Raw genomic sequence first — 24,494 nt, 5'->3', positions numbered from 1 at the left:
TGGTACAAACTACAGTGCCGCGCGCACGGTTGAACAGGGCGCGATGGTTCGCGGTAAACGGTCTCTTCGGGCGTTCTCAGGTGGGGCTTAGTGGCAGCTCGGCCGGCATTAAGTGAGAATGGAACATTGTGACCATGCATCCTGACTTCAGCTCACCACGAATCGCGATCCTGGGCGGAGGTCCAGGCGGATATGAAGCGGCAATGGTCGCGGCGTCCTTGGGAGCGCGGGTGACCCTCATCGAGCGTGCCGGGCTCGGCGGCTCTGCCGTCCTCACCGACGTCGTACCTTCCAAAACCCTGATCGCGACGGCGGATCTGATGACCCGCGTCGGCGAGGCGGGGGAGCTGGGAGTCAAGTTCGCCGTCGACGGAAGCGATGTGGCGCCGGGAATGCGCGCCGATCTGGGCCACATCAACGATCGCCTCCTCCACCTCGCCCGGGAGCAGTCGGACGATATCCGGGTGGGCCTGGAGCGCCTTGGCGTGGAGATCCTGATGGGTTCCGGAAAGCTCCTGGACAACCACACCATCGAGGTCATCACCTTGGACGGCGTCAAGACGATTACGGCCGACGCTATTCTTCTCGCCGTCGGCGCCCACCCCCGGGAACTGCCCACGGCAAAGCCCGACGGTGAGCGCATCCTGAACTGGGCCCAGATCTACAACCTTGAGGAACTTCCGGAAGACCTGATCGTCGTCGGCTCCGGCGTCACGGGGGCCGAATTCGCGTCAGCCTACAACGGCCTTGGCTCGAACGTCACGCTGATTTCGAGCCGCGACCAGGTGCTGCCCGGTTCGGACTCGGACGCGGCCCAGGTCCTTGAGGGTGTCTTCAAGCGCCGCGGTGTGCGCGTTCTGTCCCGTTCACGCGCGGAGGCCGTTGAACGGACCGAGGCCGGCGTTCAGGTCACCCTGGGCGACGGTTCGGTGGTGACGGGCAGCCACTGCCTCTTGTGCGTGGGTTCCATTCCCAACACCGCCGGAATCGGGCTGGAAGAGGCAGGTGTCGCCGTCACGGAGTCCGGCCACATCAAGGTCGACGGCGTTTCGCGCACCACCGCGCCGAACATCTACGCCGCCGGCGACTGCACGGGAACCCTGGCCCTCGCCTCGGTCGCGGCCATGCAGGGCCGCATTGCCATTGCGCACTTCCTGGGCGATGCCGTCATGCCGATCAAGCTCCACCAAGTCGCATCCAACATCTTCACTTCGCCGGAAATCGCCTCCGTGGGCGTCTCCGAGGCGGACCTCGAATCCGGCAAGTACCAGGGCGACGTCGTCATGCTCTCCCTGCTGAGCAACGCCCGCGCCAAGATGCGCAACTCCAAGGACGGCTTCGTCAAGATCATCGCGCGCAAGGGTTCGGGCACCGTGATCGGCGGCGTCGTCGTCGGACCGAACGCCTCCGAACTCATCTTCCCGATTGCCGTTGCGGTGAAACAGAAACTGCACGTCGACGACCTCGCAAGCACGTTCACCGTGTACCCCTCGCTGACCGGTTCCATTTCGGAAGCGGCGCGACGCTTGCACGTGCACATGTAGGTCGTGGGCCCGCAGCCTCGACTTTCGACACGCAAAATGCCTCACGACACGCGAATTCGCGTGTCGTGAGGCATTTTGCGTCGCGTGAAACAGAATGCTACGCCGCAACCCCCTGGAAGTGCCGCTCAATAAGTGCCTTGATGTCCCCATGGCATCCTCCGCACCCAGTCCCCGCGCGGGTTGCCTTGGAAACCTCCGGCACGGAAGAGCAGCCATCCAGCACGGCTTCCTCGATGCCCGCACCGCTGACCCCTGCGCAGCGGCATACCGTGCGTTGCGGGTCATTGTGTGAAGCAGAAGAATCGAGCTGGTCCGGTCCGTCGAGGCGCAGCAGGAGTGAACGGTCAGCCGGCAGTTCGGAGCCACGTTCGAACAGCATCACGAGTTCCGCGGCCGTGCGCGGCATCCCCACCGTGACGAGTCCTTCGAGCACGCCGCCGCGCGTCGTCATTTTGACGTAGCGGCCGTGTTCGGGATCGGCCCACTGGGCAACCTGGCGGCGAGGCATCCCCTCGGAGACACCGGCGGACAGCAACTCGTCATCCCACGGTTCGGCGCTGTTGTCGCCGGCGACCGCCAGATTGATGTCGCGTGCCTTCAACACCACGACGGCGGCCTTCTCCCGCGGCAGCGGCTCCAAGCTCTCCGCCGCGTCCTGGCCGTGCTCGGCAAGAAGGCCCAGGTACTCGGCGAGCCACTCGGCTTGGCGCCAGCCTGGACCCACCAGCCCGGAAGGACCCGGTGCCGTGCGGCATTCGACGCACCCGGCATCAGCGCAGCGGACTTCGGCACAGTCGCCGATCGCGAACATGTGCCGCTCATGGTGGGTCCGCAGGCGGTGATCCACCAGGATCCCGGTGGCCGCAGGCAGCCCGCAGCCTTCGGCCAGTTCGATCCGTGGGCGAACACCGCAGGACAGGACTAGAAGGTCGCCTTCGATCCTCGAGCCATCGTCGAGCACCAAGGCCGAGAACATCCCGTCCCGTCCTAAGTGTTCGACGGCCGTGGATCGGGCGTTGCCTACTACAGTGATTCCGCTGTTGCGCAAACTGGCCGCAAGAACCGCTCCACCGCCGCGGTCGATATTTCGGCCCAGCGGGAAGGAACCGCTATGCACCACCGTGGCCTGTGCGCCTTCTTCAGCTGCGGCCAAAGCCGTTTCGATGCCAAGGACACCGCCGCCGAGGACGATCACGCGTTTGCCAGCAATCACGGCGTCGCGAAGTTGGGCGGCGTCGCGGAGGTCGCGAAGGGCGGTCACGCCCGGCGGGAGTACCGGGTGTGAAGGATCGGGGTTGATACCAGTGAGGTTCGGGATGACTGGCCGCGAGCCGGTGGCGAACACCAGGCGGTCATAGCCGGGCGTGGTTCCGTCCGAAAGGACCACCTGCTGGCGGGCGCGGTCGATGCGTTTGACGGTGACGCCCAGCCGGACCTCGACGCCGGCGGACGCCAAATCGCTGGCGTCCGCCATCGCGAGCGCCCCCGCGGTGGTGCGCCCCACGCCGAGTTCCGCCACCATGACGCGGTTGTACGCGGGGTCGACTTCCTGCCCGACGACGAGCAGCTGCACAAGGCCGCTGCGCACAGCGGGCACCAACCCGTCCACCAACCGGGCCGCCACCGGACCAAACCCGACCACCACAATTCGTTCGCTCACGATGCCTCCTTGACCTGCACAATCGATGTGCCCTGCACAGCCAACTCCGGTTCGACCTCTGGTAGTGCCGCCTTCCGGACCCGGACCCTGCTGGACTTGAACTCCGGCATTCCCGAAATAGGGTCCGTGACCGCCTCAGTGAGTCGGTTAGCGCTGCCCGGTCCCGGGAAATGGAAAGGCAGGAAGACGGTGTCCGTGCGGATCGCTGTGCTCAGCTCCACCCTGCACAGGACCTCTCCGCGCTCGTTGGAGACCCTGACGAATTCGCCAGCGGAGATGTCCCTGGCGGCCGCCGTCGAGGGGTGGAGCTGCAGGAGCGGCTCCGGCTGTGCGGCGGCGAGTTCAGGCACGCGGCGGGTCTGGGCGCCCGATTGGTAGTGTTCCAGCAACCGCCCGGTGACGAGCGTGAGCGGTTCGGGATCAGAGCCGACGACGGCGGAGTGCCGGGACCGCTTTTGCGGCGCCACCGGGACCATCACCGCGCGTCCACCGGGGTGCGCGAAGCTGTCGAGGAAGAGTCGCGGCGTTCCCGAACTGCCGGTGGGGTAGGGCCAGTAGGCGGCTTCCCCGCGATCCAACATGGCATAGTCGATCCCGGCGTAGTCAGCCAAGCCGCCGGCCGAGGCGAGCCGGAGTTCCTCGAAGACGGTCTCGGGATCGTCGCTGAACGTGGATGGAGCGTCGAGCAGGTCGGCGAGACGGGCCATGAGCCACAATTCGCTGCGGACGCCCGGGGGAGGGGTAAGTGCCTTCCGACGCCGGAGCACGCGGCCCTCGAGGTTGGTGAGCGTGCCTTCTTCCTCGGCCCACTGGGTGACCGGGAGGACCAGGTCCGCCTCCAGGGCGGTCTCCGACATGAAGAAGTCGCAGACCACCAGGAAGTCCAGGCTGCGCAGGCCCTCGATCACCGCGCCGGCGTCAGGGGCCGAGACCGCAACATTGGCTCCGTGCACGAAGAGGCAACGGACGCCGTCGGGCTGTCCCAAGGACTTCAACAGCTCAACTGCCGGGAGGCCGGGGCCGGGGATGCGGGTTTCGTCCACGCCCCATACTTTGGCGACATGGGCGCGGGCTGCGGGATCGGTGATCTTGCGGTAGCCGGGGAGCTGGTCCGCCTTCTGGCCGTGCTCGCGGCCACCCTGGCCGTTGCCTTGGCCAGTCAGTGTGCCGTAGCCGCTGCGGGATGATCCCGGCAGGCCGAGGAGGAGACTCAGGTTGATCGCGGCCGTAGCGGTGTCCGTGCCGTCGACGTGCTGCTCCACTCCGCGGCCGGTCAGGATGTAGCTGCCGCCGCGCCGCGCGCCGTCGGCGAGGCGCCGGGCGGTGTCCCTGATGAGCGTGGCAGGCACGCCGGTGATCGACTGGACCCGCTCCGGCCAGAAAGCGGAAAGGCTACGGATGATTGCCGGGTATCCGGTGGTGCGGTCCTGGAGGTATTCGGTGTCGGCAAGCCCTTCGTGGACTACTACGTGGGAGATTCCCAACAGCAGGGCGAGGTCCGTTCCCGGGGTTGGCTGCACGTGGATCCCGCCGCCGTCGCCGGTGAATGCTGCGGTGGCGGAGCGGCGCGGATCGGCCACGATCAACCCTCCGGAATCCCGCGCGCCCTGCAGGTGCTGGACGAACGGCGGCATGGTCTCGGCAACATTGGAGCCGAGAAGGAAGATGACGCTTGCCGAATCAAGGTCCTCGACGGGGAAAGGGAGGCCCCGGTCCACCCCGAACGCGCGGTTGCCCGCCGCCGCGGCGGAGGACATGCAGAAACGTCCGTTGTAGTCGATACGCGAGGTTCCCAGCGCCAAGCGGGCGAACTTGCCCAACTGGTAGGCCTTCTCATTGGTGAGTCCGCCGCCGCCGAACACGCCGACGGCGTCGGCACCGTATTGCTCGCGGGTCTGCTTGACTGCTCCGGTGACCAGCATGAGCGCCTGCTCCCAGGTGACCGGCCGGTGGACGCCGTCGGACCCCTTGAGCATGGGCTCGGTGACGCGTCCGGTGTGGTTCAACAACGACGGCGACGTCCAGCCTTTGCGGCACAGCCCGCCCCGGTTGGTGGGGAAGTCACGGCCGGACACGTCCAGTGGCGGAAGTGGCTGAGTCGTGGGCGCTGCCGGGGTCAGGGTCATGGCGCACTGCAGCGCGCAATATGGGCAGTGGGTGTCGGCGCCGTTGGACATCTTAGATGTGTCCCATCGCGTTGCGGTTGGCCTTCCGGAGATAGCAGACCCAGCAGACAATGAGCATCAGTACGTAGGCGCCGACGAAGCCATAGAACGCAGGCGTGTACGAGCCGGAAGAGCTGGACGCGTTGAGCACCTGGGGGATGACGAATCCGCCGTAGGCGCCGATCGCCGAGATCAGGCCGAGCGAGGAAGACGCGAGGCGTGCGGTGCTGGCGGTGCTGGCCCCCGAGCGCGCGGCCCTGCTGGACGTGGCAAAGATGACCGGAATCATGCGGTAGGTAGCGCCGTTTCCAAAGCCGCTTGCCGTGAAGAGGAACAGGAACAGCACCAGGAACAGCCAGAAGTTCTTGAGCGGAAGGGTCCAGATCATCGTCAGGGTGATGATCGCCATCGCTGCGAACGCCGTGACGGTCATCCGGGCTCCGCCCATGCGGTCGGCCATCCGTCCACCGTAGGGACGGGCGAGGGAACCGACCAACGGTCCGAGGAAGGCGAGCGAGAGGACAACCGCACCGAGGTGCACGGAGGAGAAAGCCGGGAAGTAGTCCTTGATCAGCTTGGGGAAGACTCCGGAGAAACCGATGAACGAGCCGAAGGTGCCGATGTACAGGAACGCCATGATCCACAGGTGCGGTTCCTTGAGCGCGGCGATGGAGCCTGCAACATCACCCTTGGCGCTCGTGAGGTTGTTCATGTACTTCCAGGCGCCGAACGCGGCGACCAGGATGAGCGGAATCCAGATGAGGCCGGCCATGGACAGGTTGACGGTTCCGGCGGCCAGGACGGTGACGGCGATCGGGACGATGAGCTGCGCGACGGCGGCACCGAGGTTTCCGCCCGCGGCGTTCAGGCCCAGCGCCCAGCCCTTTTCACGGGCCGGGTAGAAGAAGGTGATGTTTGCCATCGAACTGGCGAAGTTGCCGCCGCCGAAGCCTGCGAGGCCCGCTACAAGCAGCATGACGGCGAACGGGGTCCCCGGGTTCGAGACACACACGGCGAGGCCCGCCGTCGGGATCAGCAGGAGGAGGGCTGAGACGATGGTCCAGTTGCGACCCCCGAACCGCGGAACCATGAAGGTGTAAGGGATGCGCAGCGTGGCACCGACCAGGCTGGGGATCGAAATGAGCCAGAAGATCTGGTTGGTATCGAACTTGAAGCCTGCCGCGGGGAGCTGGACGACGACAATCGACCAGAGTTGCCAGACGACGAAGCCGAGGAACTCGGCAAAGATGGACCAGTACAGATTGCGCTTGGCGATGGAACGGCCGGCGGCTTCCCACTGCTCCTTGTTCTCTGCATCCCAGTTGGCAATCCAGCGGCCAGGACGGTGTTCGAGTTCGGGGGCGAGGGCGGTGGGCGCCCCCTCGTTGGTGAGGATGGCGGTGTTTCGGTCAACAGTCACGGAGTGCCTCCTTTGTGGGGACGTTGTACTTCCACGGTAGGGAGGGCGCGTTTCGCGGACCGTCGCGATGTGTAAACGTGCTGTGACATTCACCTATCTGCGGGTGTCACCGGTGCGTGAGGCGATGGTGGGGATATGTGGCGTGGACCACAGTGTGGGACTTTTGAAGATGTCCGCATACTGGACAAATTGTCCATTTGCTGGATGTCGGGAACTATTATTGAACTCTCAATTATTTTTTGCCGGCAGGCCCAGCAACGCCCGGCCGGCGTGAACGAAAGCAACCACTACATGTCTTCCATTGCTGAATCCAAGGAAAGCGAGTCAGTCAAGCCGGTCAACTCGCGGGGACGGGTGATCTTCGCCAGCCTCATTGGAACGTCCATCGAGTTCTACGATTTCTACGTTTACGCCACGGCTGCCGTCCTCGTCTTTCCCAAGCTGTTCTTCCCGTCCGCTGACGAGACCACCCAGCTGCTGAGCTCCTTCGCAGTGTTCGGTGTCGCCTTCATCGCGCGGCCACTTGGCTCGATCGTTTTCGGCCACTTCGGTGACAAGTTCGGTCGTAAGGGAACCCTGGTTGCGTCCCTCCTGACCATGGGCATTGCCACGTTCCTGATCGGTTGCCTCCCCACCGCGCAGGTACCGGGCTGGACCTTCCTGGCCCCCACGTTGCTCGTAGTCCTGCGCTTCGCCCAGGGATTGGCCCTCGGTGGTGAGTGGAGCGGTGCCGCGCTGCTCGCAACGGAAAACGCGCCGGCCAACAAGCGCGCCATCTATGGAACCTTCCCGCAGATGGGCGCTCCGATCGGCTTCATCCTGGCGAACATCATCTTCCTGGTCTTCAGCTACACCCTGACTCCCGATGCCTTCGCTGCTTGGGGCTGGCGCGTGCCGTTCCTGCTCAGCGCCGTCATGGTGATCCTCGGCCTCTACGTGCGCCTCAAGCTCATTGAAACTCCCGCGTTCACCAAGGTGCTCGAGTCGAATGAAGTGGCCAAACTGCCCATCGGACGCGTGTTCAAGAAGAGCTGGCGCCCGCTGATCCTCGGTACCTTCATCATGCTCGCGACGTACGTGCTGTTCTACCTGATGACCACGTTCACGCTGACCTACGGCACCAAACCCACTTTGGCGGGCGCGAAGGCCGCAGCGGTGAAGGCCGGAAAACCCATGACCGACGCGGCCGCCGCGGCGTTCGTCCCGGGCTTGGGCTTCAGCCGCAACGACTTCCTCTGGATGCTGATTGCCGGCGTCGTCTTCTTCGGTATTTTCACACTGGTCGCCGGTCCGCTCGCCGAAAAGTACGGCCGCCGCAAGATGCTCCTGGCCGTGACCGCCGGAATCCTGGTGTTCGGCTTGCTCTTCGTACCGCTGTTCAGTGGCGGCTTCGTGGGGACCATGGCGCTGCTGATCCTCGGATTCTCGCTGATGGGCCTCACCTTCGGCCCCATGGGTGCGCTCCTTCCGGAACTGTTCCCCACCAATGTCCGCTACACCGGATCCGCCGTCAGCTACAACATGTCCAGCATCCTCGGTGCGGCCGTGGCTCCGTTCATCGCGGTCTGGCTCTGGGAATCGGCCAAGGGAAGCACAGTCCTGGTTGGCGTCTACCTCAGCGCCATGGCAGTCCTGACGCTCGTGGCACTGTTCCTGTCCAGGGAAACCAAGGACGCGGACTACGAGAACAACGTCGCCTGACCCTGTAAGAGACTCGCTTTAAAACGGCTCCGGCCCCGCACAATGCGTGCGGGGCCGGAGTCGTTTAGGCAGTGGGGACTAGTCTTCGATCGTCGCGATGACTGCGCCTGCGGAGACGGTTTCGCCTGCTTTGGCCACCAAGCCGTGAATGGTGCCGGCCTTGTGGGCGGTGAGGGGTTGTTCCATCTTCATGGCTTCGAGGACCACGATCAGATCGCCTTCTGCAACTACATCGCCGGCGGCTACCGCCACCTTGACAATGGTTCCCTGCATTGGCGAAGTGAGGGCGTCGCCGCCCGTTACAGCGGCTGTAGCGCCCGCGGAGCGTGAACGCTTCTTGACTTTCGCACCCTTGGCGCCCGCGCTGGCTACCGAGGAAACCGAGCCGAGGGTCGCGGGAAGGACGACTTCGAGACGCTTGCCGCCGACCTCGACGACGACGCGCTGGCGCTCACCGGCGTCGGCAGCTTCTGCTCCGGTTCCGGTAGGCGTCCACGCCGGGATGTTGTTGATGAACTCGGTCTCGATCCAGCGGGTGTGCACCTGGAACGGGCCTTCGGCCGGAGCGAACGCCGGATCGGTCACCACTGCGAGGTCGAAAGGAATGACGGTGGGGATGCCCTCGACCACCATTTCCTCGAGGGCACGGCGGGAACGCTGGAGGGCCTGTTCGCGGGTGGCGCCGGTGACGACCAGCTTGGACAGCATGGAATCGAAGTTCCCGCTGATGACATCGCCCTGCTCGACGCCGGAGTCGACGCGGACGCCCGGGCCCGTCGGGTTCTTCAAAGTGCTGATGGTTCCCGGCGCGGGCATGAAGTTGCGGCCAGGGTCTTCTCCGGTGATGCGGAACTCAAAGGAGTGGCCCCGCACCTCGGGGTCGCCATAGCCGAGCTTCTCGCCCCGGGCGATGCGGAACTGCTCACGGACCAGGTCGATGCCGGTGACTTCCTCCGAAACGCAGTGCTCCACCTGAAGGCGGGTGTTGACCTCGAGGAAGGAGATGATGCCGTCCTGGCCCACCAGGAATTCGCACGTTCCCGCGCCCAGGTAGCCGGCTTCCTTCAGGATGGCCTTGGAGGACTCGTACAGCCGCTCGTTCTGCTCGGGAGTCAGGAACGGCGCCGGGGCTTCCTCGACGAGTTTCTGGTTGCGGCGCTGGAGGGAACAGTCGCGGGTGGAAACCACAACGACGTTTCCGTAGGCATCCGCAAGGCACTGGGTCTCGACGTGGCGCGGGGAATCCAGGAAGCGCTCAATGAAGCACTCGCCGCGGCCGAAGGCTGCGATGGCCTCGCGCACGGCGGACTCGAAAAGCTCAGGGATTTCCTCGATGGTGCGGGCAACCTTGATCCCGCGGCCGCCGCCACCGTAGGCAGCCTTGATGGCGATCGGGAGTCCGAATTCCTTCGCGAAGGCCAGGATCTCGTCAGCGGACTCCACAGGATCTGCCGTGCCGGGAACCAGGGGAGCGCCTACCTTTTCGGCGATGTGGCGTGCCTGAACCTTGTCGCCCAATGCGGAGATGGCTTGCGGGGACGGGCCGATCCAGGTGATGCCGGCGTCGATGACCTTCTCGGCGAACTGCGCGTTTTCCGCGAGGAAGCCATAACCGGGGTGGATGGCATCGGCACCCGAGTGCTTCGCGACCTCGATCAACTTGTCCATCACGAGGTACGACTCGGCGGCGGTGTTGCCGCCCAGCGCATAGGCCTCATCTGCCAGCCGGACGTGCAGGGCGTCGCGGTCGGGGTCTGCATAGACGGCCACGGAGGCGATGCCTTCGTCCCGGGCCGCACGGATAATGCGGACCGCGATTTCGCCTCGGTTGGCGATCAAGACCTTGGTGAGAGGGCTGGAAATGGGCTGCGCCGGATTTGCTGACAAGTTGACTCCTTCTGTCCTTCAGGGAGCCTAGCGTGATTTTGAGGGTTCCGCCCATATTGATGGGGGATTCCGTGTGTAAGACGGCCAGTCTTTGTAGGGTTGCTACAAAGCCCGGAAATCGGCTATTGGGCCGGAAACCCGGACCGCCTTTCTTCGCTGCTCACTCTGAGCCGTTTTGGATCCAGAGCTCGGTGATTCCGATGTTCGCTTGCCCCAGCAGATCGCGGAGGGTGGAGATGGAGAGCCCGACGACGGCGTGCGGGTCGCCGTCGACCTTCCGGATGAAGGCACCGCCCAGGCCGTCGATCGTGAACGAACCCGCACAGTGCAAGGGCTCGCCCGTGGCGATGTAGGCGTCAATGTCCTTCTCGCTCATCTCCGCAAAGTGGACTTCTGCGCTGGAGACCGCTCCGACTGTGGCGCCCGTGCCATCGGCCGCCCCGCCGTCCTCCGAGCCCGCTGCGGTTTCGCGGCAATCCACGAGCCAGTGCCCTGTGTGGAGTACGCCCTTGGAGCCGCTCATGCGCAGCATCCGTTCCTTGGCCACGTCCACCGTGTACGGCTTCCCGTGCGATTCGCCGTCGAATTCGAACACGGAATCGCAGCCGATCACGAGGGCCCCCTCGGCGTCGGGCAGGGACGCGACTGCCTCGGCTTTGGCGCGGGCGAGCAGGAGGGCTGTGTCATGCGCGTCGGTCACCCCATACCGGGCTTGCACTGCGTCCTCGTCGACGTCGGAGACGAGGACCTCGTGGTGGATGCCGGCCTCCGTGAGGAGCTTGGTGCGGGCGGGGGACTGGGAAGCCAGGATCAATCGGGTCACGGCACAAGCGTAGTACGCAACGCCACTCCGGACGCCCAGTCACTTGTGGCGGTTCCTGGCCGGACGCCCGGTCATTTGTGGCGGTTCCTGGCTGGACGCCATTCGTTTATCCGACAGTCCCCCCAGTCCCCGATCGGCCGGGACGACCGGCCAAAGGTGAGCGGGCGTTTGGGGAAAGCGGGCGACAGGTGAGCGGGCGTTTGGGGAAAGCGGGCGAGAGGTGAGCGGGCGTTTGGGGAAAGTGCGGTTTAAGTGAGCGGGCGTCGGTTCCGGACACAGAACCGACGCCCGTCCTTCCGCCGAGGCGACCGAACGCCTAGTGGACCAGTTCCTTGGCCCCGCTTCCCGCCGTCGTGCGCTGGAGGTTGGCGCCCTCGACGTCGACGTCGGGCAGGATCCGGGACAGCCAGCGAGGCAGCCACCAGGCCTTCTCGCCCAACAGGTACATCACGGCCGGAACGATCGTCATCCGCACCACGAACGCATCGACGAGCACGCCGAACGCCATTGCGAAACCGAGCGGCCGGACCATGGTCAAATGGCTGAAAATGAAGCCGGAGAATACGCTGACCATGATGATGGCAGCGGCCGTGACCACAGCTGCGGCATGGCTGAAGCCGCTTCGGACCGCCTGCTTCGCGCTCTCGCCGTGCATGAACGATTCGCGCATGCCCGAGGTGATGAACACCTGGTAGTCCATGGCCAGGCCGAACAACACGCCAATCAGGATGATCGGCAGGAAGCTCAGCACGGCTCCGGGATTGGCGACGTCGAACACGGATCCCAGCCAGCCCCACTGGTACACGGCCACTACGGCTCCAAAGGCTGCCGCGAGGGAGAGCAGGAAGCCGCCGGTGGCGAGCAGCGGCACGACGATCGAGCGGAACACCAGCAGCAGGAGGACCAGGGAGAGCCCGACGACGATAGCCAAGTACGGCGGCAACGCGGCACCGAGCTTCGCGGAAACGTCGATATTGCCGGCTGTCTGCCCCGTCAGACCAATGGTGGCGCCGGTGGCCCGCTGGATGTCGGAACCCTTCGCCCGCAGCTCCGAGACCACTTGGACGGTGCTGGCACTCGCGGGCCCGTCCTTGGGGATGACCTGGAAAACGGCCGTGCGGTAATCCTGGCTGAGGGCGACCGGCACGGCTGCCACGACGTTGTCTACGCTGCGCAGTTTGTCCGCGACGTCGAACTGCTTGGTCTTGGCCTGTTCTTCGCTGAGACCGGACGGGAAGGTGCCGACGACGACGATTGGACCGGTCATGCCTTCGCCGAAGCTCGTGCGGGTGAGGTCATATGCCTTGAAAGCTTGCGAGTCGACCGGTTCCGAACCGCCGTCGGGCAAAGCGAGGCGCAACTGGGAAGCCGGGAGGGCCAGCACCCCGAGCAGTACCACGCCGGCCAGCAGCGAGACGACCGGATGCCGGGTCACCAGCCCGCCCCAACCACGGCTGCTTCGCCGCTGGTCCTCGACGCGGTCCGCGAAGGCATGGTCCGGCTCGGCGTTGTGGCGCTCTGCCTTCGCCCAGGCGCGCTTCGAGATCAGTTTGCGGCCCACCAGCGAGAGGACTGCCGGGGTCAGGGTCAGGGAGACGACGACGGCGACCGCCACCGTCGCTGCCGCCGACAGGCCCATGACCGCCAGGAACGGGAGCCCCGGAACCACCAGTGCGGCAAGCGCGATGACGACAGTGAGGCCTGCGAAGAGAACGGCATTACCTGACGTGCCCGTGGCAAGAGCTACTGATTCCTCCGCGTCCATCCCCGAAAGCAATTGCCCGCGGTGGCGGTTGACGATGAAGAGCGAGTAGTCGATTCCGACGGCGAGACCCAGCATGAGTGCGAGCATCGGCGAGATGGAACTCATGTCAATGACCCCGGTAAGGGCGAACGTTCCGCCGACGCCGACGGCCACCCCGACGATCGCCATCAGGAGCGGCAAGCCCGCGGCAACGAGCGTTCCCAGCATCACGATGAGGGCGATCGCCGCGACCGCGATGCCGATGATCTCCGCGACACCAAAGATCTGCGAGACATCCTCGGTGATTTCCTTGCTGGCCAGGGCCGTTACACCTGCCGAGGAGACTCCGTGGACAATGTCCTGGACTTGCTGCCGGACCGCGGGGGTCAAGCCGTTGATCGAGGTCTTGAACTGGACCTGGGCGATCGCCGCTTTACCGTCTTCGGAGACGAAACGCATGCCTTGGGACGCTGTCACCTGGCGCTTGGCCAACGCAAGGGCGGCGGCGCCGTCCGCGGCCTGCTTCTGACCGGCGTCGAGCTTCTGCCGACCCGCTGCCAGCTCGGCCTTTTGCGTGGCAAGTTGGGCCTCGATGGCCGCGGCTGGCATCCCTGCAGCTGTCATTTGCTGCTCCGCGGCCTTGAGTTGGGCATCGCCTGCATCGAGCGTGGCACGGGCCTTGTCCAGCTCGGCCTGCCCGGCGGCCGCCCTCTGTTCCCCGGCAGCAAGATCGGACGGCGCCTTGTCCAAGGCGGCTTGGGTTGTGAAGGGGTTGACCGTGGATTGCACATCCGGCAGTTTTTCCAACTGGGCGAGGGCAGACGCGATGGCGTCCTTGCCGGCTTGGTTGAATCCGGCGTCGCCGGCTTCGAAAACGATCCCCGCGGAACCACCCGCGGAGGCGGGAAGGTCCTTCTTGAGTTTGTCCAGCATTTGCTGGGTCTCGGTACCGGGGATCTGGAAGTTGTTGGACATGGTGCCGTGGAAGGCGGCAGCGGAGCCGCCAACGGCCACGAGCACGGCCAGCCAGAGGGAGATCACCAGCCAGCGGTGACGGTAAGAGAACTTGCCAAGGCGGTAGAGCAGGAGTGCCATTTCGGAACCGATCTGTGTGGTTATGCCGAGGGGTTGAAGCCTGAACCGAGCAGGCCAATAGCGTTGATGAGGTGTTGCCGGAGGGATGCCAATGATTCGGCGGAGAGATCCGATCCGCGGTCTTCGAACCAGATGGTCATGGCCGCTTTTCCGCAGGAGACGATGGACCCGGCGAGGGCGCGCAGATAGAGTTCATCGGCGTCCGGGCCCAGGCGGTGCCGGGCGGCGTCGATGATCTGGTTGGTGCAGTGGTCCCAGGCTTCGAGTTCGGAACGGGCCAAGGTCCGGTTGTCCTGCGTGAGGCTGAAAAGTTCAGCCATCGGCGCGACTGTCATGGGGTCCGCCAGTGCCATGAGGGCGGCCTGTGCGGATTCGAGGATGGGTTCGTTGGCCGGCCGCAGGCGGAACTGTTCCAGTGCGTTGTCCAGGAACCCTTCGGTGACTGAAGCCAAAGAGGCTTCGAGGCTCGGGAAATAGTTGAAGAAGGTGCGGCGGGACACGCCGGCTTCTTCCGCGATGTCCTCCACGGTGAAATTGCCGATTCCCTTGCTTCGCAGCACGGAAAGAGCCGCGTCGGCGATGGCTCGGCGCGTAGCCAGTTTGTTCTGTTCGCGGCGCGAGGGCAGAACGCTTTCGGAAGTGGTCACCCACTTACACTAGGTGCAAGTTTGCACTCTGAGCAAGTTAAATGTGCGCGGGGGCTATTGCTGGAGCGATTCTTGGGGCGCTTGCGCGGATTGCGATGCCTGTCGCGCTGCGGCGCTGGTCAGGTAGATCGACTGGCCGGTGGCGCCGGGCTCGCCCTCGGCGAGGGGGATGGCGAACACAGCAGTCCCGTAGGCGCACACTTCGGTCCAATTGCCGCCCATTTCGGATGTGTCGAAGCGCATGGCCACGATGGCGTTGGCGCCGCGCTGCTGCGCTTCGGTGACCATTCGGGCCATGACTTCCTGGCGGCTTTCATACAGGGCCTTGGTCATTTCGGGCAGTTCGCCACCGCCGAGTGACCGGAATCCGGCCATGACCTGCGCGCCGATATCCCGTGAGCGCACGGTGAGGCCCATGACTTCGCCAAAGACAGCGTCGATCCTGTGGCCCGGAATCTTGTTCGAGGTGACGATCAGCATGGACAGAGCCTATCCAGAATCCCCTGCCCCGCCCCGTTAAACGGACAAATCCCCGGGAGTTTCCGGGGATTTGTCCGTACGGCGGTGAGCTCTGCCTTTAGGCCTTGGCGCCTGCGAGTTCGCGAGTCTGCCCGGAGGCCTCCGCAGGCTCTGTCTCGGCCGCGAATGCGGTTCCCTTTCGCGGGGCGTTGTAGAGGGATTCGTCAAGGATTCCCTGCCGTTTGGCGACGATGGCGGGAACCAGCGCCTGTCCTGCGACATTGACGGCGGTGCGGCCCATATCCAGGATGGGGTCGATCGCCAGGAGGAGCCCGACGCCGGCGAGCGGCAGCCCCAGCGTGGACAGGGTGAGCGTGAGCATGACGACGGCGCCCGTGGTACCCGCCGTTGCCGCGGAACCCAGGACCGAAACCACAACGATCAGCAGGTATTGGCTGAAGTCCAGGTTGATGCCGAAGAACTGGGCAACGAAGATCGCGGCGACGGCCGGGTAGATGGCGGCGCAGCCGTCCATTTTCGTGGTGGCGCCGAGCGGCACGGCGAAGGACGCGTAACCCTGGGGAACGCCGAGGTTGCGCTCAGCTACGCGTTGCGTGAGCGGGAGCGTGCCAATCGAGGAACGCGAGACGAAAGCCAGCTGGGCCGCAGGCCACACGCCCGAGTAGTACTGCTTGATCGAGAGCCCGTGGGACTTGACCAAGACGGGGTAGACCACGAACAGCACCAAAACGAGGCCCGCGTAGATGGCCACGGTGAACTTGCCGAGCGAGCCGATAGTGTCCCAGCCGTACACCGCTACGGCGTTGCCGATCAGGCCGATGGTACCCACCGGAGCGATGCGGATGATCCACCAGAGAACCTTCTGGATCACTGCCAGGGCAGACGCATTGAGGTTCAGGAACGGTTCGGCCTGCTTGCCGACCTTGAGGGCGGCGACGCCGACCGCGATGGCGATCACCAGGATTTGGAGCACGTTGAAGCTGATCGAGGTGCTGGCGACACCGTCAGTGACGCTGGTGCTCGCGCCGATGCCCAGGAAGTTCTTCGGGAAGAGGCCGGTAAGGAACGCCCACCAATCGCCGGTCTTTCCGGCGTACTCGGCCTTCTTGGTGATGCCGGTGCCGGAGCCCGGCTGCAAAAGCACTCCGAGTCCAATGCCGATCGTCACGGCTATGAGCGAGGTGATGGCGAACCAGAGCAGGGTGTTCCACGCCAATTTCGCCGCGTTGGACACTTGGCGGAGGTTCGCGATGGAGCTCACAACGGCGGTGAAGATCAACGGCACGACGGCGGTCTGCAGCAGCGAGACATAGCTTGAGCCGATGGTCTGCAGGGTGGCCCCGAGCCCGTTGGGAGCCTTCGTGGTGCTACCGGTGGCTTTGGCCAGGAGGCCGAGTGCCAGGCCGATGACCAAGGCCGCGATGATCTGGACACCGAAGGATGTTGTCCACTTGGGAAGCCGGGACGCAGTCTTTCCGGCGGAAGTCGAAGTGTTGGATGAATTGCTCACCGGAACAAACTAGGTGGCTCGCAAATACCATGAAAAGCAAATGTTGAGAAATGTTACGCGCGAAAATCCACCCAACTCACCCAGACACCCCGGAATCCAGCGCCACGCCGCGCTTTTATGAAGTTATTCCCGCCGGCAATGTGGGAAATGTCTCTTGAATACCAGCGCGCTTTGCAGTGGTGCGTGCGCCGAACGCCGACGCCCAGAGGGCGGGCATCCGGCAGCGTGCGTCTAAGCGACGAAGGAGCGAGCACGCCAAGGATGTCCGCCCGCCGGGCGGAACCCGGGGCGGTCGCGAGACAAGCTACCCCAGCAACGCCCGGCGCAGCGTGTCCAGGCCGACGGATCCGATGTTGAGCGCGTCCGTGTGGAAAGACTTGAGGTCGAAGCCGTCGCGGCGCTGGAGTTCGGTGCGGATCTCTTCCCACAGCCGCTGCCCTACTTTGTAGGACGGAGCCTGGCCCGGCCAGCCGAGGTAGCGGGTGAATTCGAACTGGAGCTGGCCCGCGCTGATGGGCAGGTTGGCCTTGAGGAACTCGAAGCCCTTGTCCGAGGTCCAGGTACCGCTGCCCCAACGTTCTGGAACGTTCAGCTCGAGGTGGACGCCGATGTCGAACACCACACGGGCCGCCCGCATGCGCTGCATGTCCAGCATGCCCATGTGGTCGCCCGGGTCCTTGAGGTAGCCAAGCTCCAGCATGAGCTTTTCGGCATAGAGTGCCCAGCCTTCGCCGTGCCCGGACACCCAGCACACGTTCCGTCGCCAGCTGTTGAGGAGCTCGCGGCGGTAGACGGCGGTGGCTACCTGGAGATGGTGGCCGGGTACGCCTTCGTGGAACACCGTGGTGGTTTCGGCCCACGTGGTGAAGGTGTCCTCGCCGGCGGGGACGGACCACCACATGCGGCCGGGCCGGGAGAAGTCGTCGGAGGGACCCGTGTAGTAGATCCCGCCTTCGTCCGTGGGTGCGATGCGGCATTCGAGCGTCTTCATGATGTCCGGGATGTCGAAGTGGACGTCGGCCAGTTCCGATACTGCGCGGTCGGAGAGCTCCTGCATCCAGGCCTTGAGGGCATCCGTGCCTTTGATTTGCCGCTTGGGATCGTTGTCGAGGATTGCTTTGGCTTCCTGGATGGACGCCCCGGCCTTGATTTGCTCGGCCACCCGTTCCTGTTCCGCGATGAGCCTGTCGAGTTCCTGCACGCCCCACGCGTACGTTTCCTCCAGGTCCACTGTTGCACCGAGGAAGGAACGCGAGGCCAGTGCGTAGCGTTCGCGGCCTACGGCGTCCTTTTCGGGGGCAAAGGGCAGAAGTTCAGCTTCGAGGAAGGCGGCGAGGCGCAAGTAGGCGGAACGCGCGACGGCGGCACCGGCGTCGAGCTTTTCCTGCAGTTCCGCCGGCAGCGGCTGGCCGTCGATGGAGGCTTCGGCGGCGAGCTTGGCGAAAAAGCCGTCCTCGGCCGCGTATTTGCTGGTCTGTTCGATGACGATCTTGACTTGGCGGACCGCGGAGACTTTCCCTGCTTCCTTGGCCGATCGAAGGGAAGCGATGTACCCGTCCACCGCGTCCGCAACGTTGGCCGCGCGGCCGGCGATGTGCTCCCAGTGTTCCGCCGTGTCGGTGGGCATGAGGTCGAAGATCGAGCGGATCGTTTGGGCCGGTGACTCGATATTGTTCAGCTCCGCGGCGTCCCATCCGGACTCATGGATCTCAAGCGCCAAGCCGAGCCGTTCCCGCATTGCGTCCAGGGTGACGACGTCGGAGGCGTCGGTGGGTTCGAGTGCGGCAAGCTCGTCGAGGGTGTGGCGCGCGGCCTTGGCGAATGCCTCCGCGCCCGCAGGCGAGAAATCCTGGTAGTCGGTTTCGTGTCCGGGCAGCCCGAGGGTGGTGGCGAGGCTTGGGTTGAGGGCAAGGAGGGTGTCCGTGTAGGCGTCGGCGACCGCGTCGATGGCAGTCTGGAGGCGTGCCGGAGCTGTGTTAGGAGTAGTCACTCCACGAGCCTAGCGGCGGGGTGCCCCTTATGAAAGGGTTGCTGAATACTATCCCCGGCTGCGCCGCCACGCACCCGGACCCGGGGTGGGGTCGAGGCGCAGTTGCTGGCGTCGCAGCCAGTGCCGTGTGCTCTGTTGTGGAGCTTCGGTTACCGCCGGGGTGCCGAGGGAGGCAACCACGGCGGTCACCGCGGCGAGCTCTTCCGGCGTCGGGTCTCCCTTGACCACCGAAAGCAACGGTGCGTCTGTCCCCGGACCCGCGGATGCCGGGTTGTTCTCTTCGGTGCTCACAGCGGGATGTTTCCGTGCTTCTTGGTGGGCAGGCTGGCACGCTTGTCGCGAAGGGCGCGGAGGCCCTTGATGATCTGCAAGCGGGTCTCCGACGGTGCGATGACGGCGTCGACGTAGCCAAGCTCGGCAGCCTGGTAGGGGTTGAGGAGCTCTTCCTCGTACTGGCGGATGATCTCGGCGCGCTTGCCTTCGACGTCGCCACCAGCCTCGGAGACGGCGGCAAGATCGCGGCGGTACAGGATGTTGACTGCACCTTGGGCGCCCATGACGCCGATTTGTGCTGTCGGCCAGGCCAGGTTGAGGTCGGCCCCAAGCTTCTTGGAACCCATCACGATGTACGCTCCGCCGTAGGCCTTGCGGGTGATGACCGTCAGCTTGGGCACGGTCGCCTCGGCGTAGGCGTAAAGCAGCTTGGCTCCGCGGCGGATGATGCCCTGGAATTCCTGGTCCTTGCCGGGCAGGAAGCCGGGGACGTCCACCAAAGTGATGATGGGAACGTTGAAGGCATCGCAATGACGGACAAAGCGGGCGGCCTTTTCCGAGGCGGAAATGTCCAGCGTGCCGGCGAACTGCATGGGCTGGTTGGCCACGATCCCCACCGTGTGGCCCTCAACCCGGCCATAGCCGATGATCACGTTGGGGGCGTAGAGCGACTGCATCTCCAGGAAGTGGGCGTCGTCCACGATCTGCTCGATAACCTTGCGCATGTCGTAGGGCTGGTTGGCCGAGTCCGGGATGAGCGTGTCCAGGGCGAGATCGTCGTCGTCGAGCTCGAGTTCTTGCTCGTGCTCCAGGACGGGGGCCTCCGACAGGTTGTTGGACGGCAGGAAGTCAAGGAGTTCGCGGACGAACTCGATGGCGTCGGCTTCGTCGCTGGCGAGGTAGGTGGAGGTGCCGGTGGTGGCGTTGTGCTGGCGCGCGCCGCCGAGGGTTTCCATGTCCACGTCTTCGCCGGTGACGGTCTTGATGACGTCGGGGCCGGTGATGAACATGTGGGAGGTCTTGTCCACCATCACCACGTAGTCGGTCAGGGCGGGGGAGTACGCGGCGCCGCCGGCGCACGGGCCCATGATGAGGGAAATCTGGGGGACGACGCCGGAAGAGTGGACGTTGTTGCGGAAGATGTCGGCGAACATGGCCAAGGAGGCGACGCCTTCCTGGATACGCGCACCGCCACCGTCGTTGATGCCCACCATAGGGCAGCCGTTGCGGAGCGCGAATTCCTGGACCTTGACGATCTTCTCGCCGTTGACCTGGCTCAGGGAGCCACCGTAGACGCTGAATTCCTGGCTGTAGACGGCCACCAAGCGGCCGTCGACGGTGCCATAGCCTGAGACAACGCCATCGCCGAGGGGCTTCTTCTTCTCCATGCCGAATGCGGTGGAGCGGTGGACGGCCAAGGCGTCGAACTCCACGAAGGAGTCTTCATCGAGGAGCATGTCGATGCGTTCGCGGGCGGTGTTCTTGCCGCGGGCATGCTGCTTCTCAATGGCTTCGGGGCCGGAAGGTTGTTCTGCACGGGCCTGGCGGTCGCGGAAGTCGGCAATCTTTCCCGCTGTCGTTGTCAGATCGTGGCTCATCAAATGTCTCCGGCTCTGTAGCTGATTTACGCTGGCACTGCTTCGTTAGGCATGCGCTCTTAAGTAGCATCCGTACAAAGTGCGGGCCCTGTTGGCTAGTCTAATGACGCAAAAGTCACAGACCGCTGTAGAAACCCTACAATTTTCCGACTTCAAGTCGAGCATCCAGCAATGTTACTCGCCAGTAACATGCTTGGGCTACAGTGTGTTCATGACCTCAAGCAACGATGCTTCTGCAAGCCCTGTCCTTCCCTACCAGGGACGCGGATCACTGAAGGGCCGCACCCTCCTGATGTCCGGCGGCAGTCGCGGCATCGGCCTGGCAGTCGCCACCCGCGCGGCCCGCGACGGCGCCAACATCGTCATCATGGCCAAGACCGGGGAGCCCCATCCCAAGCTGCAAGGAACGGTCTTCACGGCTGCCGAGCAACTGGAAGCCGCCGGCGGCCAGGCGCTGCCCCTCGTAGGGGATGTCCGCAACGACGGCGACGTTGCCGCTGCGGTTGACGCCGCCGTCGAACGCTTCGGCGGAATCGACGTCGTGATCAACAACGCCTCGGCGATAGATCTCTCCCGCACTGACGAGATCGACATGAAACGCTATGACCTCATGCAGGACATCAACGTCCGCGGCACTTTCCTGCTCTCCAAGCTCGCGCTTCCGTCGCTTCGGAAAGCCGCGCAGGACGGGCGTGGCGCACATATCCTGACGCTCTCGCCGCCTCTGAACCTTGACCCGAAGTGGGCCGGCATGCACCTGGCGTACACCATGGCCAAATACGGCATGAGCCTCACCACGCTGGGCCTGGCCGAAGAGCTTAAGAACGACGGCGTGGCGGTCAACTCGCTGTGGCCCTGCACGTTGATCGACACTGCCGCGATCCGAAATATGCCTGGCGGGGCACAAATCGTCCAAGCCGCGAGGACTTCGGAAATCATGGCCGACGCTGCCCACGCCGTCCTGACCGGGGCGCACCTGGGCCCGGACCCGGACCGTCCGGCAAGTAATACCGGCAACTTCTACACGGACGAACAAGTGCTGAGGGCTGCGGGTGTTTCGGACTTCAGGCCATACAGTCTGGGTGTCCCCGAGGAGAAGCTGGTGCCGGATATCTTCCTCTAAGCGGACAACTTCTTCCCGCACCAGCCTGGCTGGATAGGATTCTGTCTATGGATGTCGAACAGCCTGCCAGCAGCGAACCACACGCCCCGCGCTTGGGCCTGGACCGCGATGCCCTGCTTCACCCCGACTTCCTCGCAGCCACCGGTATTTCGCAACTGAAGATCGTGGAGACCACCGGCTCCACCAACGCTGACCTGCTGCGCGCCGTCACCACCGAGCCCAAGGAATGGGCCGACCTCGCAGTCCTCACTGCCGAGCACCAGACGGCGGCGCGGGGCCGTCTGGAGCGTCACTGGGAATCTCCCGCCCGTTCGGCGATTTCCGTTTCGATCGTCCTGCGTCCCGTCAATTCACAGGGCCTGCCCGTCCCGACCCAGAGTTACTCCTGGCTCTCGCTCTTGGGCGCGCTGGCCCTGCACGAAACACTCCTGGAAACGGCCGGCCTGCCTGCCGAGATCAAATGGCCCAACGACGTCCTCGTCCGGGGCAAGAAGATTGCCGGCATCCTGGCACAGATGGGGCCGATGAGCGACGGAACGGTTCCGGCCGTCGTCCTTGGTACCGGCCTCAACGTGACGCTCGGCGAGGACGAACTGCCCGTCCCCACGGCAACCTCCCTCATCCTTGAAGGTGCCTCGACCACGGACCGCACCGTTCTTCTGCGGAACTATCTGGCCCGCTTCGCCGCGCTCTACCGCAGTTTCTGCAACGCCGACGGCGATCCCACCGCGGGATTGGCCGGCGGGTCCTCCCTGCACAAGCGGGTGGAAGCCGTCATGGTGACCTTGGGACGCGAAGTGAAAGCGCATTTGCCAGGCGACCACGAATTGGTGGGGCATGCGTCCAGGCTGGATGAGTATGGTTCCCTCTTGGTGGTGGACCACGGTGGCCGCGAGCACGTCGTGACCGCCGGCGACGTCGTCCATCTGCGGACTACCGAAAGCGGTTATGCGTAAAGAGCTCCTGCGTGGGGAGCAAGTCATCATGATCACGCGGCAGCAGCCCAGGATGCTCTTTGGTCCCGTCCTGGCATTCATACTCGTTCCCGCCGCCGCGGCGTTCGCCTGCGCCTGGATAGTCAAAGGCGGCCCGGGCAAGCTGCTACCGCTCATCACGAGCGACTGGACGCAATGGCTGGTGGCCGCGTGCTTGGCCATAGTTGCGATCGTGCTGCTGGGCTACAGCCTCCCGCGATTCGTCCGATGGCGTGCCGTACGGTACATCCTGACGAGCGGACGGATAGTTGCCCGCTTCGGAATGCTTCGGCGGGGCGACTGGCAGGTGCCATTGGCCGCTGTACGCAGCGTGGGGATCGAGCAATCGCTGCTCCAACGGATATTGCGCTCGGGGAATATATCCTTGGATACCGGGCACCCCGGCTCGGCCGTCCTCGCGGACGTTCCGGAAGTCGGCAAGTTTCGGAGTTTCATCCTGGATGCGATGGCCGAGCTTCCGACGAGTGCCGTGTTCGGTCCCGGCGCGGTCCCGGGGCCCGGCGATGATGGCGATTTTGCCGGACCGATTGACTACTCGGATTCCGCGTTGCCCTGGGAAATGAGAGAAGGTGGAAGAGATGAGCGTTGACGAGCAGGAGCCTGAGTACATGGACCACGGGCCGGACGCCGTGCCCGAGCCTTCCGTGGACCAAGCAGCGACGGGGGACCTCCCTGTGGTGTCCCCGCCTACCGACGCCCAGTCAGCAGACCGGGAGGCCATCAAGGCCCTTGAAACAAGGCTCTTGGGCGGCGAGCGCAAACTGCGGCGACGCGAAGTGTCGGCGGCCGCGGGGGTCTCGCTTCTGTCTGCCCGCAAACTGTGGCGGGCGCTGGGTTTCCCCAACTTCGGCGACCAGGATGTTGCGTTCACCGAGCGCGACCTCTCGGCGCTATCGACGATCCTTGACCTCGTCCGCGCCGGGAAGCTCACCGAGGAAGCTGCCATTTCCGTGACGCGCGCCATCGGCCAGATGACCGATCGCATGGTGGTGTGGCAAATCGAGGCACTGATCGAAGACATGGTGGTGCAACAAGGGATTCCCGATGCCGTTGCCCGCAAGCGGTTGGTCAATGAACTGCCCAACCTCGTGGATGCCATGGAAGAGATCCTGCTGTACTCCTGGCGCCGCCAGATGAACGCCGGTGTACAGCGGCTGGCCGTTCGTGCCGAGGCCGGTTTGCAGGCCAGCGAGGCCGGGCGCGAGGGCGACGAAGATGATGCCCCTTTGCCCTTGGCGCGCGCCGTGGGCTTTGCCGACCTCGTGTCCTACACAAGCCTGTCACGCCGCATGAACGAGAAAACCCTGGCCCAATTGGTCCAGCGCTTCGAGAACAAGTGCGCGGAGATCATCTCCGTCGGCGGCGGACGCCTCGTCAAGACGGTCGGCGACGAAGTCCTCTACATCGCCGAAACGCCGGCCGCGGGTGCTGAGATCTCCTTGGCGCTCGCCGAGGCCTTTACGGAAGACGAAATCTTGCCGGAAGCCCGCGTGGCCATGGTCTGGGGACGCATCCTTTCCCGTCTCGGCGATATTTACGGCCCCACCGTCAACCTGGCGGCCCGCCTCACTGCCCTGGCTGAACCCGGCACCGTCCTGGTGGACGAGATGACGGCAGCAGCGCTCGGCCAGGACGAACGCTTCGTCTTGGTCCCTCAGAAGGCCGAGAACGTTCGCGGCTTCGGGGAAATCCTCCCTGTCCGGCTTGCCCGCGGCCTGGGCAAGGGACTGGTCCTCGACTGATCCCTCCGGACACGATCCCTTGGAGTTGGCTCTCGGATCGTGGCATAGTCGTCTCCGCAGCCCAAGAGTCCACTTGGCAACCGTGCCTTCCATCGAG

18 protein-coding genes are annotated in these 24,494 nt (G+C 64.7%); 6 read left to right on the top strand and 12 right to left on the bottom strand.

Going from position 1 to position 24,494, the window contains the following annotated elements; translation table 11 throughout:
- The first annotated feature begins 128 nt into the window (after positions 1 to 128).
- Positions 129 to 1,544 (top strand): NAD(P)H-quinone dehydrogenase, encoded by a 1,416-nt coding sequence (locus tag J2S96_RS08775; protein WP_306861923.1) that lies wholly within the window; start codon positions 129 to 131, stop codon positions 1,542 to 1,544.
- Positions 1,545 to 1,641: 97 nt separating this feature from the next.
- Here J2S96_RS08775 and J2S96_RS08770 read toward each other — a convergent pair whose 3' ends face one another.
- Genes J2S96_RS08770 through J2S96_RS08760 form a run of 3 tightly spaced genes read right to left on the bottom strand, consistent with a single transcriptional unit; the run spans position 1,642 to position 6,789 of the window.
- Complete coding sequence (locus J2S96_RS08770) at positions 1,642 to 3,204, bottom strand: FAD-dependent oxidoreductase (protein ID WP_306861921.1); 1,563 nt, start codon at positions 3,202 to 3,204, stop codon at positions 1,642 to 1,644.
- On the bottom strand, positions 3,201 to 5,381 hold the full coding sequence (locus tag J2S96_RS08765; protein WP_306861919.1) for a molybdopterin oxidoreductase family protein: 2,181 nt from the start codon (positions 5,379 to 5,381) through the stop codon (positions 3,201 to 3,203). The genes J2S96_RS08770 and J2S96_RS08765 overlap by 4 nt, the downstream gene beginning before the upstream one ends.
- 1 nt (position 5,382) lies before the next feature.
- Positions 5,383 to 6,789 carry an MFS transporter gene (locus J2S96_RS08760; protein ID WP_370873052.1) on the bottom strand — a complete coding sequence of 469 codons (1,407 nt, stop codon included), beginning with the start codon at positions 6,787 to 6,789 and terminating at the stop codon, positions 5,383 to 5,385.
- 291 nt (positions 6,790 to 7,080) lie between these two features.
- On the opposite strand from J2S96_RS08760, the gene J2S96_RS08755 reads away from it, so the two are divergent.
- Positions 7,081 to 8,490 (top strand): MFS transporter, encoded by a 1,410-nt coding sequence (locus J2S96_RS08755; RefSeq protein ID WP_306861916.1) that lies wholly within the window; start codon positions 7,081 to 7,083, stop codon positions 8,488 to 8,490.
- 78 nt (positions 8,491 to 8,568) lie between these two features.
- Here J2S96_RS08755 and J2S96_RS08750 read toward each other — a convergent pair whose 3' ends face one another.
- From J2S96_RS08750 to J2S96_RS08710, 9 genes are all read right to left on the bottom strand, one after another.
- A complete protein-coding gene (locus J2S96_RS08750) occupies positions 8,569 to 10,377 on the bottom strand; it encodes an acetyl/propionyl/methylcrotonyl-CoA carboxylase subunit alpha (RefSeq protein WP_306861914.1) in 1,809 nt (602 codons plus the stop codon).
- A gap of 160 nt (positions 10,378 to 10,537) precedes the next feature.
- The gene (locus J2S96_RS08745; protein WP_306861911.1) at positions 10,538 to 11,200 is read right to left on the bottom strand and encodes a Maf family protein; all 663 of its coding nucleotides are present in this window, start codon (positions 11,198 to 11,200) and stop codon (positions 10,538 to 10,540) included.
- A 316-nt stretch (positions 11,201 to 11,516) separates the two neighbouring features.
- The gene (locus J2S96_RS08740; RefSeq protein ID WP_306861909.1) at positions 11,517 to 14,039 is read right to left on the bottom strand and encodes an MMPL family transporter; all 2,523 of its coding nucleotides are present in this window, start codon (positions 14,037 to 14,039) and stop codon (positions 11,517 to 11,519) included.
- A 20-nt stretch (positions 14,040 to 14,059) separates the two neighbouring features.
- Positions 14,060 to 14,686, bottom strand: a complete 627-nt coding sequence (locus J2S96_RS08735) for a TetR/AcrR family transcriptional regulator (protein ID WP_306861907.1) — start codon at positions 14,684 to 14,686, stop codon at positions 14,060 to 14,062.
- Positions 14,687 to 14,740: 54 nt separating this feature from the next.
- Positions 14,741 to 15,166 carry a YbjQ family protein gene (locus J2S96_RS08730; RefSeq protein WP_306861903.1) on the bottom strand — a complete coding sequence of 142 codons (426 nt, stop codon included), beginning with the start codon at positions 15,164 to 15,166 and terminating at the stop codon, positions 14,741 to 14,743.
- A gap of 97 nt (positions 15,167 to 15,263) precedes the next feature.
- Positions 15,264 to 16,676, bottom strand: coding sequence for a dicarboxylate/amino acid:cation symporter (locus tag J2S96_RS08725; RefSeq protein WP_306861901.1), 1,413 nt, complete (start codon positions 16,674 to 16,676; stop codon positions 15,264 to 15,266).
- A gap of 304 nt (positions 16,677 to 16,980) precedes the next feature.
- On the bottom strand, positions 16,981 to 18,666 hold the full coding sequence (locus tag J2S96_RS08720) for a DUF885 domain-containing protein (RefSeq protein WP_306861899.1): 1,686 nt from the start codon (positions 18,664 to 18,666) through the stop codon (positions 16,981 to 16,983).
- A gap of 48 nt (positions 18,667 to 18,714) precedes the next feature.
- Complete coding sequence (locus tag J2S96_RS08715; protein WP_306861896.1) at positions 18,715 to 18,957, bottom strand: acyl-CoA carboxylase subunit epsilon; 243 nt, start codon at positions 18,955 to 18,957, stop codon at positions 18,715 to 18,717.
- The gene (locus J2S96_RS08710) at positions 18,954 to 20,537 is read right to left on the bottom strand and encodes an acyl-CoA carboxylase subunit beta (RefSeq protein ID WP_306861894.1); all 1,584 of its coding nucleotides are present in this window, start codon (positions 20,535 to 20,537) and stop codon (positions 18,954 to 18,956) included. The genes J2S96_RS08715 and J2S96_RS08710 overlap by 4 nt, the downstream gene beginning before the upstream one ends.
- Positions 20,538 to 20,748: 211 nt before the next feature.
- Between J2S96_RS08710 and J2S96_RS08705 the strand changes: the two genes are divergently transcribed.
- The 4 genes from J2S96_RS08705 to J2S96_RS08690 are packed head-to-tail and all read left to right on the top strand — an operon-like array spanning position 20,749 to position 24,397.
- Complete coding sequence (locus tag J2S96_RS08705) at positions 20,749 to 21,660, top strand: SDR family oxidoreductase (protein WP_306861892.1); 912 nt, start codon at positions 20,749 to 20,751, stop codon at positions 21,658 to 21,660.
- Positions 21,661 to 21,707: 47 nt separating this feature from the next.
- Positions 21,708 to 22,616: a biotin--[acetyl-CoA-carboxylase] ligase gene (locus tag J2S96_RS08700; RefSeq protein ID WP_306861889.1), complete on the top strand. Its 909-nt coding sequence runs from the start codon at positions 21,708 to 21,710 to the stop codon at positions 22,614 to 22,616.
- Positions 22,609 to 23,244: a PH domain-containing protein gene (locus J2S96_RS08695; RefSeq protein ID WP_306861887.1), complete on the top strand. Its 636-nt coding sequence runs from the start codon at positions 22,609 to 22,611 to the stop codon at positions 23,242 to 23,244. Before J2S96_RS08700 ends, J2S96_RS08695 begins: the two co-directional genes overlap by 8 nt.
- A complete protein-coding gene (locus J2S96_RS08690; RefSeq protein WP_306861886.1) occupies positions 23,234 to 24,397 on the top strand; it encodes an adenylate/guanylate cyclase domain-containing protein in 1,164 nt (387 codons plus the stop codon). Before J2S96_RS08695 ends, J2S96_RS08690 begins: the two co-directional genes overlap by 11 nt.
- Positions 24,398 to 24,494 lie beyond the last annotated feature (97 nt).

The organism is Arthrobacter bambusae (genome assembly GCF_030812595.1).
Classification (GTDB): Bacteria; Actinomycetota; Actinomycetes; order Actinomycetales; family Micrococcaceae; genus Arthrobacter; species Arthrobacter bambusae_B.
The sequence above is the reverse complement of the archived record's forward strand: the minus strand, read 5'-3'. Positions and strand labels throughout refer to the sequence as shown.

Excerpts from the sequence above, each read along its gene's own strand:
- J2S96_RS08765 (WP_306861919.1), bottom strand. The coding sequence starts at position 5,381 with ATGTCCAACGGCGCCGACACCCACTGCCCATATTGCGCGCTGCAGTGC.
- J2S96_RS08755 (WP_306861916.1), top strand. The coding sequence starts at position 7,081 with ATGTCTTCCATTGCTGAATCCAAGGAAAGCGAGTCAGTCAAGCCGGTC.
- J2S96_RS08740 (WP_306861909.1), bottom strand. The coding sequence starts at position 14,039 with ATGGCACTCCTGCTCTACCGCCTTGGCAAGTTCTCTTACCGTCACCGC.
- J2S96_RS08730 (WP_306861903.1), bottom strand. The coding sequence starts at position 15,166 with ATGCTGATCGTCACCTCGAACAAGATTCCGGGCCACAGGATCGACGCT.
- J2S96_RS08710 (WP_306861894.1), bottom strand. The coding sequence starts at position 20,537 with ATGAGCCACGATCTGACAACGACAGCGGGAAAGATTGCCGACTTCCGC.
- J2S96_RS08705 (WP_306861892.1), top strand. The coding sequence starts at position 20,749 with ATGACCTCAAGCAACGATGCTTCTGCAAGCCCTGTCCTTCCCTACCAG.
- J2S96_RS08700 (WP_306861889.1), top strand. The coding sequence starts at position 21,708 with ATGGATGTCGAACAGCCTGCCAGCAGCGAACCACACGCCCCGCGCTTG.
- J2S96_RS08695 (WP_306861887.1), top strand. The coding sequence starts at position 22,609 with ATGCGTAAAGAGCTCCTGCGTGGGGAGCAAGTCATCATGATCACGCGG.
- J2S96_RS08690 (WP_306861886.1), top strand. The coding sequence starts at position 23,234 with ATGAGCGTTGACGAGCAGGAGCCTGAGTACATGGACCACGGGCCGGAC.